General features: G+C 65.7%; 11 protein-coding genes. All 11 read right to left on the bottom strand.

Features of this window, described 5'->3' with window-relative positions; all coding sequences use genetic code 11:
• Positions 1-7: 7 nt before the first annotated feature.
• Positions 8-487 carry a type 4 pilus major pilin gene (locus PKKP23_RS29990; RefSeq protein ID WP_240659194.1) on the bottom strand — a complete coding sequence of 160 codons (480 nt, stop codon included), beginning with the start codon at positions 485-487 and terminating at the stop codon, positions 8-10.
• A gap of 126 nt (positions 488-613) precedes the next feature.
• Positions 614-1,750: a type II secretion system F family protein gene (locus PKKP23_RS29985; RefSeq protein ID WP_126879555.1), complete on the bottom strand. Its 1,137-nt coding sequence runs from the start codon at positions 1,748-1,750 to the stop codon at positions 614-616.
• Positions 1,747-3,429, bottom strand: a complete 1,683-nt coding sequence (locus tag PKKP23_RS29980) for an ATPase, T2SS/T4P/T4SS family (RefSeq protein WP_338120183.1) — start codon at positions 3,427-3,429, stop codon at positions 1,747-1,749. Before PKKP23_RS29980 ends, PKKP23_RS29985 begins: the two co-directional genes overlap by 4 nt.
• A 558-nt stretch (positions 3,430-3,987) precedes the next feature.
• Entirely contained in the window at positions 3,988-4,773 is a 786-nt protein-coding gene (locus PKKP23_RS29975; RefSeq protein WP_126879553.1) for a hypothetical protein, read from the bottom strand.
• Positions 4,760-6,061 (bottom strand): hypothetical protein, encoded by a 1,302-nt coding sequence (locus PKKP23_RS29970; RefSeq protein ID WP_126879552.1) that lies wholly within the window; start codon positions 6,059-6,061, stop codon positions 4,760-4,762. The genes PKKP23_RS29975 and PKKP23_RS29970 overlap by 14 nt, the downstream gene beginning before the upstream one ends.
• A gap of 8 nt (positions 6,062-6,069) precedes the next feature.
• Entirely contained in the window at positions 6,070-7,686 is a 1,617-nt protein-coding gene (locus tag PKKP23_RS29965) for a type II secretory pathway protein (protein ID WP_126879551.1), read from the bottom strand.
• A 2-nt stretch (positions 7,687-7,688) separates the two neighbouring features.
• Positions 7,689-8,306 carry a toxin co-regulated pilus biosynthesis Q family protein gene (locus PKKP23_RS29960; RefSeq protein WP_240659193.1) on the bottom strand — a complete coding sequence of 206 codons (618 nt, stop codon included), beginning with the start codon at positions 8,304-8,306 and terminating at the stop codon, positions 7,689-7,691.
• Positions 8,307-8,330: 24 nt separating this feature from the next.
• Positions 8,331-8,750 (bottom strand): lytic transglycosylase domain-containing protein, encoded by a 420-nt coding sequence (locus tag PKKP23_RS29955; RefSeq protein ID WP_126879550.1) that lies wholly within the window; start codon positions 8,748-8,750, stop codon positions 8,331-8,333.
• Positions 8,747-9,973, bottom strand: coding sequence for a TrbG/VirB9 family P-type conjugative transfer protein (locus tag PKKP23_RS29950; RefSeq protein WP_126879549.1), 1,227 nt, complete (start codon positions 9,971-9,973; stop codon positions 8,747-8,749). The genes PKKP23_RS29955 and PKKP23_RS29950 overlap by 4 nt, the downstream gene beginning before the upstream one ends.
• On the bottom strand, positions 9,970-10,779 hold the full coding sequence (locus PKKP23_RS29945; protein ID WP_126879548.1) for a transglycosylase SLT domain-containing protein: 810 nt from the start codon (positions 10,777-10,779) through the stop codon (positions 9,970-9,972). The genes PKKP23_RS29950 and PKKP23_RS29945 overlap by 4 nt, the downstream gene beginning before the upstream one ends.
• Positions 10,772-12,049, bottom strand: a complete 1,278-nt coding sequence (locus PKKP23_RS29940; protein ID WP_126879547.1) for a TraB/TrbI/VirB10 family type IV secretion system protein — start codon at positions 12,047-12,049, stop codon at positions 10,772-10,774. The genes PKKP23_RS29945 and PKKP23_RS29940 overlap by 8 nt, the downstream gene beginning before the upstream one ends.
• Positions 12,050-12,051: the final 2 nt, after the last annotated feature.

Genomic DNA, 12,051 nt, shown 5'->3' with positions numbered 1-12,051 from the left:
TGCTTCCTCAGCTGCGCGTCGTGTACATCTCGACGGTCGCCACCTGCCCCGCCGAGCTGCATGCACGCCCGGCCGTCTGGCTACTGAACGTCGTATTCGGGCTGCGCACCACTGTGCCGTTGATGGTGACCTCGGTGAAGACGTTGGCGAGGGCTGCGGCGGACATCGAGCACACGGCCGATGGCACCGGATACGTCGTCACTACTGCGTCGTTTGCGTTCGTGACCGTGCCGGGCGTAGCCGTGACGTCCCCGCCGAACATGCCCTGCACCGCGCTGTAATCGGCCGCTACGCGTGCGCCAGCGGCGTCAAAGGCATGGTTCTGCGCCAGCGACGTCAGGGACTCACCAGCGAAGTTCGCATCGTTCTGTGTGGCGTTCTGGATACCCGTGTGGAACATCGTGGCCTCACTCTTGAAGTGCGCGGCCTGCACCATGTTGCGCACGAACGGAACGCCCAGATAAATGATCAGGGCGAGGAGTGCCATCGCACCGAGCACCGCTCCTGCCTCAACGAGCGAGAGTTCCCCGCTCTGCTTCCGCCTGCGAGCGAGTCGACGGATAGCCTGCCTGCGGGCCAGTGTGAGTTGCGTATTTTCCATGTCCATTTCCTGTCAGAAGTTGCCCGCGCCCGCACCAAGCGCGCTTTGCAGGCCGACGAGTCCGGTGACGGCGTAGGAGCCGATGCCTACCCCGATAAACAGTGCTGCCGCGATCGTGAGCAGCACGTAGTGCGTAATGCGCGCGTTACGGCGTACGGCATCCACCACGCGGTCGAGCGAGCCGCGGCCAAGCGATTTGACTGCTTCGACGAAGTTGTCGCGCCGCTCCGCGTCCGCGATACGGTCCACCACGAGGTCCGAGAAGATCCCGGTCTCAAGCGCCCGCATCGGCGCCTCCGGCTTCAGCTCCAGCCGGCGCAGCATGCGCGTGACGTGCCAGCGCAGCCAGGGATCGGCGTCGGCCTTCACGCGCTCGAGCGCGCCACTGAGCGTGAGGCCCGAGTCGAACAGCCCCGACAGGGAAACAATGAGCAGTGCCGCGCGCAGATCGCGCCGGTTGCGCCACATCAGCGGCGCGGCATCGAGCCGGTTACGCAGTGGCCCGGTCCAGCGCTTGAGTCCGTAGAAGTAGCCGACGACGAGCGCACCGATGACGGAGAGGTTCAGCCACCAGTACTCTGCGCAGAACGTGTCGATGACATACAGAAAGCGCCCAGGCGCCGTCCACTGGTCCAACGGCCTGATCTCCAGCACCTGCGGATAGATGAGCGCGCCGAACATCGCACCCAGCCCGTACATGTAGGCAAGCAGCATCACCGGGTAGGCCAGCTGCATGGCCGTCGTCGTCGCCAGTACCCGCCGCGCCGAGGCGGTCATCGCACACAGTTCAAACCCGCGCCGCGCGGCATCCTCCTTCGTCGACGATTCCGCCAGCTTGAGCAGCGCGTACTCCTCGCTGGGGACGAACGGCTTCATCGACATCGCGAAACCTTCGCCCTTGCCAAGCCGCTCGCCGATCGCGCGATAGACCATCCACACGATCTGCCGCCGCTTGCGGGCGCGCTCCTCGAGCACGCCCAGCCGCTCCATGAGCGTTTCACGGTTGCGCAGTCCCTTCGTCGCCTCGATGTCGAGCTTCGACTCCTCGTAGAAACTTTCTCGAACCTTCTGGAAGCGCCACGTTGCAATCTTCATGCGGTCCCGGTACGGCAGACGCATGAGCAGCGGATAGATGAAACGCCCTGTCATGACGGCATCCTCCCGTCGCTGTCCGGCATCACACGGTACGTGCGGAAAGGTTTCATCGAGCGGTCGATGAAACGCGGGTCGATGATGCCCTGCGATGCCTTGTAGAGCGCGTGCTCGTAGATCGTCTTGCCGGTCATGTCCGCGCTGTTGAAATCGGCCTTACGCTCACGGCGCCACGCCTCTTCGGCGCCGCGCCAGTCGCGCACCGCGATCCTGTCCAGAAACTCAGGCGTCGGCCGGTAAAGCTCCATCGCAAGCGTCTGGCCCTTCGTGCCAGCGGCGACCTTGCCGTCACGCGCGAAGAGACCCTTCTTCCGGCAGTGCTCGCAGCCATCGTCGTTGCGGCAGGCCATCTTCGAGACATCCAGGCCAAACTTCGTGCGCAGCAACTCCAGATCGTCCGCGCGCATCACATCGCCCGCCGGCAGCTTGCAGTGCGGACACAGCATCGGGATGAGCTTCTGGTTGCCGACGGCGTTGACGAATTTCTCGGACGCCACCTCATCGGCCGTCATGCGCAGGCGGTCACCGAGCAGCCGCATGAACACACCGATGATGCTGTCCGCGTGAATCGTGGTGCGCACCGGGTGACCCGTCAGCGCGAGTTCGACGACGAGACCCGCCACAACCGAGTCGAGGATTTCCGCGACGGTCAGATCATCGGGGTCCATGCGCATGAGCGTGCGGATGATCGCTGCCACCTTGCGGCGAAACTCTTCTTCCGTCTCGTCGAGTCCACGCGGGACCGACTGGTCGGACAGCCACGGCATGGGGTATTCGGAGGGCATGCTCACGGCGTACTGCTTCATGAGTTCGCGCCCGTCCACCATGTAAGCCAGGGCACGCAGCAGCGTGCTCTTGGCCGACCCTGTCTCGCCCGAAAGCAATACCGCACCACCGCTTGCGTGACCGAGCGACCCGATGATTTCCAGCTGGCTTTCTTCCAGCCCCATCGTGTCCGGCATGCGCACGCTGTAGTTGCGGAAATTGCCGTCGAGCAGCCGCATCGCGACGTCGAAACCGCTGACCTGCGGGGCGCTCTGCCAGCGGATGTTCAACGTTGCACTCGCGAGCGCAAGCGGGATCATGGCCGACTGGGCGGCACTCGGCTGGAACGCATTGCCGCTGTTTGTGTTGCGCTGGACGAGGTCCTGATATGCAGCCGACAGCGCGCGCAGCACGGTCTCCTTCGGCATGCGACGGTAGGTGTAGAGGTCACCGTCAACCCGGAAGCGCAGTTCTGCATCGGCCTGGTAGTCGCGCGACTCCCAGTGCACGTCGTTTGCGCCGTATGCGTTACCCGCCTCCATGATGTCCCGGAACAGCGCGATTGCCCGCGAGCCCTCCGGTACATGCGTGGACAGGCGGATGCGACCGCGCTCGTAGACGCCGTCAATGACGTCGGTGGTCGCGATCATTTCTTCCCGTACGACGATGTGCAGCCGTTCGAGATCGCGCAGGTACGTGGTGTAGAGCGGTGTCTGGTGAAACTCTCGCGTCGTGATCACGACTGCCATGCCCGCCTGCATGTCGACGGCCACGAAGTTACGCCGGGCCTCGGGTGTGATACGAAGCGTTGCGTCGGCCGTGGTGTCGCACAGAATGCGCTTGAACTCGGCCAGCGCCTCTGCCGACACGAGGCGGGGTATGCCGACAGGCGCGTATTCGATGTCCGGCACCGCGACGGCACGTCCACCGGATACCGTACCGGTGTCAGCGTCTTGCGGAGGAACCTTTGCACCGCCCTCGTCGTGCAACGACGCATCGTCGCCGCGCGCATTGTCCGGGGCAGCCGCGCGGGCCTCACCCGTCTCAGCAGCAGTCGCCCGCGGGTGCGCGTCATGTCCCGGCGTTTCCGGCAAAGACCCAGCGGCGGGTTGCGGCGAAACGCCCGCGGAAGGGATCCCAGTCCGCCCCGTGTCGGGTTCAACGTCATCCATGAAGCCCGTGCTCGCGGCCGCCGATGCACCGGGCGGCTCGCCCTCCGACACCTCGATTGGTTCGACATCCGTGATATCCCCGTCGCGCAACCGCGCGCCGAGCGATCCGGGGGGCGCTCCCGGGTTGCGGCGCAACGGTCGCGCGCCTTCGAACTTCGGCTCAACGGGCGCAGCCTCGCTGTCCTCGACGAATCCTGCCCGCAAGCCCCGAAGGCGCGCCAGGATCGACGCGCGCGGTTTCGGTTCGTTTTCGACGTTCCCAAAGAAAGACATGTTGATCCCCCGATGATGTCCAGTTCACTGCGCAGCCGACGGCGCGATCCATGTCGGCAAGGGCGCGCCAAGGTCACGAAGCGGGCCCGACACCGCTACGGGACCCGCGCCTGCTGCTGGCGCCGCGCTGTCCGGAGCACTCCCGCGCATCGCGACCGTGCGAATGGCTTTGCCTTGCGCAACAGTCACGAACAGGCCATCGACCTTGCGCACGATCCATCCGTTGAGGAGCTTCTCGCCGAGCCGCGCTGGATACACCGCGCCGTCGTATTCGTAGAGGACATGCGCGCCTGCTCCGTCGAAGAAGGAGCCGACGAAGTTGACCGGATCGACGCGCGGCGTACGCACGACGGCGGGCGCAACGAAAGTGGGCACAGGTGGTGGCGTCTCCGCGCGGGCGGCCGGTGCCGCCTTTGCCGCGGCGGCCGCCCCTGCTCCGGGTTCATCGCCATCGCGCAGCGCGCGGGCGACCTTGTTGCGTGCGAGCTGGTCGATATCGCGCAGCGTCAGGTGCGTATCGCTCGCCGGAGCCACCACCGGTGAAGCCGGCTGCGATGCAGGCACCGCCGATGCGACCCGGGCCACAGCGGTCTGCGTGGCGGAGATGCTGGATGCGGCGGTGTGCGCCGCGGATACCCCGTGCGGTGCATTCGCGGTAGCGGCGGCCGTTTTCACTGATGAGACGGCTGGCGCGGCTGAGATCGCACCATCGAACGAGGGCGTGGGCGCCGCGAACGCGTTGAGAGACGGGAGCGTCGCGAGGGCGAAGCCCAGCCCCAGCGCAGCAGTGAGATGTTTACTGGACGACATAGTATTTGCCCTTCGCAATGAACCTGATTCCGACCTTCCCCAGTTCCTCCGGCGCGGCCGTGTCGAGCGACACCGTGAGGGTTTGCAGCGTCATGTTTGGCGGCAGACGTTCCAGCAGCGGCGCCTGCCAGCGGTATCCGTCGATCTCCCATGTCCCTGCACGGATCAGCGGTCCGTGGCGCTCTTTCGCGGGCGGTGGCGTGTTGATGAGTGGCTGCGACGCGCCGATCTGCACGGAGTAGCCGAAGCTCTTGAGCTCGAACGGCCGCGTGGACAGCTGCTGGGCCGGCGTCTGCAGCAGGTCGATGAGCTGCTGCTCACCCGGCCATGCCCGGGACTGCGCCGCAACCACCGTGGCCACCTCTGGCACTGCGGGGCCCCGCGCGCCGAGCGAGCGACCCGAGCGATCAAATGTGAGCGGCCGCATCGAGACCGGTGCGTTGCGCGCAAAATCGTCGAAGGTTCCGCCCATGCGCGTGTAGCTGAGCGCGCAGTAACCCGACGGCGGACACGTCGCGTCCCGGAACTGCCAGCCCCAGCGGTTCGAATCGAGCGCGGCAACGGACTCGATGATCTGCGGCGCAAGCTGCGACGCCATCGGAGCCGGCACGGCGAATTCGTGGCGTACCGCCTTCTCGTACTGCTGCGTCCAGGTGGGCTGGGCGTTGGCGGGCAGCGCCGGCGGACTGAACACACTGACCGCTTCCCGGACCGTGAAGATGCCGACGCCTGCGGCGAGCAGGAACACAACGGCATTCGGCACACCGGCCGGCACCCGCGCGATTTTTCCCGCCTTCTTCAGCGCTAGCAGCTCGACGGTCTGGAAGGGTTCATCACCCGGCGCGACCGCCTCGCCCGCGGCGAGCACAACGAGTGCAACGCCCTGCCTGCGGCATTGCTGTGCGATCTCGTCGCGACGCTTTTGCGCCTGCGCGACGCCCAGCACCTCGTCGTTGTTCACCGCGCCGCGCACGACGTAGACGAGATGCACCCGCTGCCCGTCCTGCATGAGTACCAGCACGGCGGGCCGGCTTCGCACGCGCTCAAGCATGGCGACACGCGCCGCGCCCGAGTACAGCCTTACGCGCTTCAGGTCGGCAGCATCGGGCGCACAGAATCCGCCCAGCACCACGTCGCCGACCGGCATCTCGACGTAGTGCGTGGCCGAGAAGTCTTCCGCGTAGCGCGCGCGGCCATCCTTTCGCCCCTTGAGCGGATACGCTCGCCAGTCCAGACCAAAGACGAGCCGCGCGCGTCTCTCCCCCGGCAATGGTTCGGTGATATGCATACCCGTGCCTACATCGAGGGAACAACGGTTGCGGTGAGCATCACCACCTGGAACGTGTGCGAGTTGTTCCAGGAGCCGGTGATGCCCGCGATGCCACCGTTTGTCGTGCTGTCGGCTGTATCGGTGACCGCGCCGTAGAGGACCACGGTCTGCCCGTCCGACAGCGCGATCGTCTCGTCGTCCTTGCTGCCCACGGTGTGCGCGAGCTGGATCGCCTGCTGGGTCTGGCCCGAGCCGACGGAAGCCGACGTGAACGGCCCGTTCTGCTTCGAGCTGTCGCGCCAGTAGGCCAGCACGATCTGGTTGTGGTCGTTGACAGCTGGCAGGATGTGCAGGAAGTCGCCTGTCGTCAGCGTGCCAGGCGTGAGGCCCGGCACGCCTCCCGATGTAGCCGTGAGGCTGCCGGTGGAGGGCGAGGTCGAATGCAGGTAGTCGTCGCTGTGGAAGTTCGCTACCGAAACCGGCAGGCCGTTGAGCGTGAGCTTCGAGATGGTGTTGTCCGAGACGGTGCGCCCGTACTGGTTGAGTGCGTTAATCACCGCGTTCGTCCCGGAGAATGGCGCGTTCGGCTGTAGCACCGAGAGACCAACGGTGCCACCACCCGACGCCAGCGAAGTGGGTGAGGCAAAGCTGACCGCCCACTTCGCCAGCCCCCCCTGGATGCTGTTGAAGACCACATCGGCGTTCACGCCCGACTGGGTGCCGCGGTTCAGTGCGATCTGGATCGTGCGCACACGCAGCATCACCTGGCGCGTGGAGATCGCGTTCTCGTGCTTGAGCAGTTCGCCCATGCGGTCGGCCGCTTCCTTCGTGTCGTACACCATCACGAGACGGCTCTGCGGATTGACCGTGAGCTTGCCCATGGGCGAGGCGAGCTGCTTCAGTTCGCTCTCGATCAACGCGATCTGGTCGAAGTCGCCCTTGCGGCCGCTTGAGGTGACTGCGGTAAAGGCTCCCGTGTCGGTGCTCGCACCGCCCGTTGATCCGGTCGACTGGTTGCCCGTCGACGTGTCGGTGCCCTTGGACATCTTCGACTCGATCGATACCTTGCCGGGAATCGCCGCGATCTGGAACATCCGCGTGACGAAACGGCTGATGGTGATGGTCGAACCGTCGAACGACCAGTCGAGGCCGAGGTTCTCAGTGACATCGTGCAGGTACTGGCCAATGCCGCACTGCTCGCACTGCTGCCCGTACACGGGATCCTCGTTGGTCTTCGTGGCGGAGGTCAGCGCGGCGGCCTTGCCGTCGCCTCCCACGCGGGGAATCAGCGAATCGCGCGGGATATAGACGTCGGGGCTCACGTGAACGGGATAGCCCGAGGCACTCGACACCAGCGTGGCGAGCGTCCTGATATCAATCCTGGGCGGGAACGTCACTTTCTTGTCGCGAAACACGGCGGGCAATGTCGCCTCGTATGCGAGGGGCACCGGCCGGTCGCCGAGGAAGGCCGTAGGCACGTCCTCAACGAGCGGAATACCGTTCGATGCCGCGCCGAGCGCAGCAGTGGCCGCAGTGTTTGCCTGGTCATAGGCTCTGTTCACGTCGCCCTGGGTGACGGCGCAGCCAGCGAGGGCGATGGCACACGCGGCAGCGGTCAGGGTGCGAAGCAGGTAGAGGCGCATGGTCAGTCCTTGCAGTTCGCCGCGCGCGCGATGACGCGGATCACGTTGTTGGTATGGCGGCAGATGCGCGCAGGCGTGCGCATGTGATCGGTCGCCTGCATGACCTGGGTGAGGATCGAGCGGAAGTCTCCCGTGAAGGTCGCGTTGAACTCCACAGGAAGGTCGTCGTCAATCTTCCAGGCGAGCTGCCAGCCCTGCGTCTGGAGCCACCGGTCCAGCGCATTGCGCAGGTTCGTGTTCTGCGGCGTGATGCTGAAGCTCAGGGTGCCCGTGGGCTCTACCTGTACGGCACCGGGCAGGACCACGGCCTTCACATCCATGGACGCGGCAGCAACGCCTGCTGAAGACGCGACTGTGTTCGACGCCGTGCCATTCGTGGCCGCAGCCACAACGGGGCCGGCCGGGACGGACAGCGGCGTGTCCGCCTGCCGGGTGTCCGCCACCGCGGATGACGCCGACGGCGGAGCGGCACTAACCAGCGGCTGCCAGCCATCGGCCGTACCCGGCCCGGTCGTCGGCGCGCCCCGCCCCATGGCCGCCATGCCAGCGCTCGTGCCACAGGCCACTGCAACCGCAAACAGCGCCGAGGCGATCTTGCGGTAACGGTGCTTGGCCTTCATTGGGAAGTGTCTGTTCATCATTGTTCAGTGGCCCTGCAGGCGTCGATAGATCGAGTTGGCGTAGACGAGCTGGCGTGTGCTCGACGTCGCGTTGTAGGCGCCAACGGCTTTCCACGTTGGCCCGAACTGGCGGATGTTGGACGCGAGAATCCACGTGCCGATGTAGGCGTTGGTGCACGCATTGAAGAGGTGCTCGCGGCGGATGCCGTAGCGCGCCAGCGTGGGCAGCCATGAAGAGTTGATCTGCATGAGCCCGATGTCCTCGGTGCCGTTGGCGTTCACGTTGATCGCGCCCGCCCGCATGCCCGACTCCTGCCTCGCGATCGCGCGTACGAGCTGCGCACTGATGTGGTGGTAGGCCGCCGCATCGTCGATGCAGTCTGCGCGCGAGAACGCGGGCACCAGGGCAACAGCCACCAATGGAAAGAAGGCGTAGCGCTTCACGACGGAGCTCCTGCGCTCTCGACATACTTCACGTCGTGACGACGCACCACGTTCACGGTCTGACCGTCGGCGGTCACGATGAACTGGTCGGACGTTCCGTTGAACCGGTAGAAGCGCCCCTTCTGTTCGCCGAAGCCGAGGTGATGCACGTCCGCGACGGTCACGTTGATGACGCTTGGGGCAAACTTGAAAAACGTCTGTCCGTTTTCGTCAAACACGGCTTCCAGATGCGCAGCGTTGTCCCCCGCGAAGTCGTACAGCGTTCCTGCATGGCGCGCGACCTCCACGCGATGGGATCTGTCGGCAACGATGAAGCGTTCGGCGCGGTCGATGGTCATCACGCCAGCGTCCGCGTCCCACTTCGGGTGCAGCGACGCGCCATCGACCGAAGCGAAAGTCACGTCCTGCGGCTTCGCGGCGAAACGGATCTGTGTGTGGGCGTCGTCGCCGTCACGGATTGCGTTTGCGCCGAAGTATTGCGCGAGAAGCGATGCCCGCTGCGAGGCCGACTCCGCCGCGACCTTTGCTGGATCGGCATGCGTTACGACGCCCGCCGCATAGTTGAGCGCAGCCGACTTGCCCGCGTCGCGACGCAGCCGCACGTGGCGCCTGTCGAAATCCACATCGGCATAGAGTTCCGTCTGCACCATGAGGCGATCGAGTGCCTGCATCCAGTTCTCACCCGGATGCGTCTCGAACCGGTCCGGCGTGGTGAGGTCCACATCCTTCTGCGCAGAACCGCTCCAACCCTGCGGCACGAGAGCCTTCACGATCGAGGCAACCGGCATGGTCGCATTCAGTGCACGTACCGGCTCAAGCGCGCCCCGCTCGCCCACGAGCGCGAGCCGGCCGCTGAAGCCGGAGAAGGCAACCGGCTGGTCGTCACCCGCACCCGGCACCGCCCCGTGTCCGCCGATGAAGGCGTTGGCGCGGTTCCAGGTTGCAACGGCAGTGTGGCCCGCGACGCTGTACTGGATCGTGGAAGGCGTACCGTCGACGACCATGTACGGCCCCTCGGCGTGGCCGCCGGCGACGTTGATGATCTGGCCAGCGCGCGGCTGGATATACGTCTTCGATCCATCGTTGAAGATGAGCGCCGGGCGCTCGGCGATCCCGCCCGCGATCTCGTAGTCGAAATCGAACGGATCGGTGCTGGCAGCAGGCGACGTACGGACCACGGCGAAGAGCCCGAGCGCGGCGAGTCGGAGGACGGTGTGCTTCATAGGCCCGCGTTGATCTGGTTGAGGTGATGCGCGAAGCGCGCGAGATACGCGCTGCCAGGTGCCGGATTCGCGCTGTGGTAGTACGCGATGGCCTTCGCGACCGAGTGGGTGCGCCCGTAGTTCTCGTTTAGGATTGACTCCGCCACGCGGATATTGACGGCGGGGGCGAGCGCATCCCACGGCGACGCGAAGCGCTGCCGGTGGTAGCACCAGTTCACCTGCATGATGCCCACGTCGAAGTCGCAGCGACCCGCCGCTATCAACGCACGCATCGCACCGTATGCGTCGGTGCGCGAACGGAAGAAGTAGCCTTGACCCGCGACGTTCAGCGTCCACGGCCACGCCCGTCCGTGCCATGCCGACTCGTTCAGCGCAATGCCAGCCAGCACCTTCGGATCGACGCTCGTGTGCATCAGCACGAACGGCACCTCGGCCTTTGCGCACGCCCAGCCCCCACGGCCCTCGGTCATCGCCGCCTGGGCATCGTCGTCGAGCTGCGCCGGCTGCAGCCAGCCGCTGCGGATCATGAGGCCTGCGAGGGAGACCTGATGGTTATCGACAGGCACGGTAATGCCCTGCGCCGGCGTGCTCGCGATCGTCTGGCCAACGAGGCGTGACGCCCAGGCGCGAAAAGCCGCGAGTCCGCAGTAAAGGACCGGCGTGCCGTCGAGTGTTGCCACCTCGCGCGTGTTCTGCGAGGCCAACACCAGCGCGGCGGGACTGATAACCTCATCGATGGTCGCCGCGTACACCACCGAGCCCGTCGCGGCCCACAGCAGGAACGGAGCCAGCACATGCCTAGCCACGGTACGGCTCCAGGTGAATGTCGCGGTTCACCTTGATCATCCCGCGCTTGCCGGGCGGCACCTTGATGGTCGGCGGGATGCTCTGGTAGCGGCTCAGGATCGACTGCGTAGTCTGCGCTGCGACCTGACCTGCGGTACTGCCCACCTGCGTCACGCCATACGGACCGCTCGTAGACGACGAGACGCCGTTGTTGTCGAACCTGCCAAGCAGCACGGCCGTGAGCGCTGAGGCGCCGAAGATCTTCAGGAAGTGGTTGTTGACGTCCCCGGAGAAGCCCGCATAGCCGTTCTCGTCGGCACCCTGTGCGCCGAACAGCGGCACCTCCTTGCCGTTCGGCAGGCGCATCTCGGTGGCGGCCACCTCGATGCTCTCCTGCCCGACCTGGATATCGCTCTGGTAGGGACCGGTAATGGTTGTGCCCTTCGGGATCATGAGACACGTGCCGGTCACACTGTCGTACACGTCCTGCTCAACGACGAGCGAAACCGTACCCGGCCGGTCCGAGTTCTCGCCTTCGGCGGTGAGTATCGGAATGTGGTGTGGGGGCGCGAGCGTGCAGGGCTTTTCCTGGCCAACGAAGCCCGCGCTCAGGAAACCTTCGCCCGAAGCCGACTGCGCCTTTGCATCCCTGAGGAACTGCTGGTCGCGGTCCCCGGAAGTAGTGCGGCTGTTGCCCTGCCCCATTGCCGCCGCGATCGCCTTCGCCTGCGCGTCGGCCTGACCCACTGCCGCCTGCTGCGCGACGAGCTGCTGCATCGCCATCTGCTGGGGTGTCATGATCCCGCCCGGCACCGCCGTACCGGTCTGCTGAACAGCCTGTTCCTTGATCTTCAGTCCAGGAATGAAGATCGGCGATGCGTACAGGTTGTCCTGCTTCGCACTGGCAGCGAGACTGGTTCCGGTGGACTCGCGCTCGTACTGGTCGAGCGACAGCGCGGGCTTCGAGGACGCGGGCCGTGCATCCGATGCGGCAGCGGCTTCCCGGCGCGCGCGTTCCTCGTCGGCGCGTGCGCGGGCCTGCTGGTCGCGGATGATCCGGTCGATGTCATCGCTCGAGGGCGTACGGTCTACCGACGCAGCCGTCTTTGCGGCCTTGTCCTGCTTCGCCTCTTCCGCGTCACGGGCGCTCACCTTGGACTGGTAGTAGAAGCCCATCGCACCGATGGCAAACGCGAAGATGGCCCCCACTGCCATGAGCGCGTTGCGCGGCGATTTGCCCTTGACCACGCGCTCCTGATCCGACGGGCTTCCCTGGTTCTGGCTCGACATGG

The sequence above is a fragment of the Paraburkholderia kururiensis JCM 10599 = LMG 19447 genome (genome assembly GCF_003986935.1).
In the GTDB taxonomy this organism is placed as follows: domain Bacteria; phylum Pseudomonadota; class Gammaproteobacteria; order Burkholderiales; family Burkholderiaceae; genus Paraburkholderia; species Paraburkholderia kururiensis.
The sequence above is the reverse complement of the archived record's forward strand: the minus strand, read 5'-3'. Positions and strand labels throughout refer to the sequence as shown.

Bases quoted from the DNA above. Each gene is read 5' to 3' on its own strand.
- PKKP23_RS29990 (WP_240659194.1), bottom strand. From the start codon at position 487: ATGGCACTCCTCGCCCTGATCATTTATCTGGGCGTTCCGTTCGTGCGC.
- PKKP23_RS29985 (WP_126879555.1), bottom strand. From the start codon at position 1,750: ATGACAGGGCGTTTCATCTATCCGCTGCTCATGCGTCTGCCGTACCGG.
- PKKP23_RS29975 (WP_126879553.1), bottom strand. From the start codon at position 4,773: ATGTCGTCCAGTAAACATCTCACTGCTGCGCTGGGGCTGGGCTTCGCC.
- PKKP23_RS29970 (WP_126879552.1), bottom strand. From the start codon at position 6,061: ATGCATATCACCGAACCATTGCCGGGGGAGAGACGCGCGCGGCTCGTC.
- PKKP23_RS29965 (WP_126879551.1), bottom strand. From the start codon at position 7,686: ATGCGCCTCTACCTGCTTCGCACCCTGACCGCTGCCGCGTGTGCCATC.
- PKKP23_RS29960 (WP_240659193.1), bottom strand. From the start codon at position 8,306: ATGAAGGCCAAGCACCGTTACCGCAAGATCGCCTCGGCGCTGTTTGCG.
- PKKP23_RS29950 (WP_126879549.1), bottom strand. From the start codon at position 9,973: ATGAAGCACACCGTCCTCCGACTCGCCGCGCTCGGGCTCTTCGCCGTG.
- PKKP23_RS29940 (WP_126879547.1), bottom strand. From the start codon at position 12,049: ATGTCGAGCCAGAACCAGGGAAGCCCGTCGGATCAGGAGCGCGTGGTC.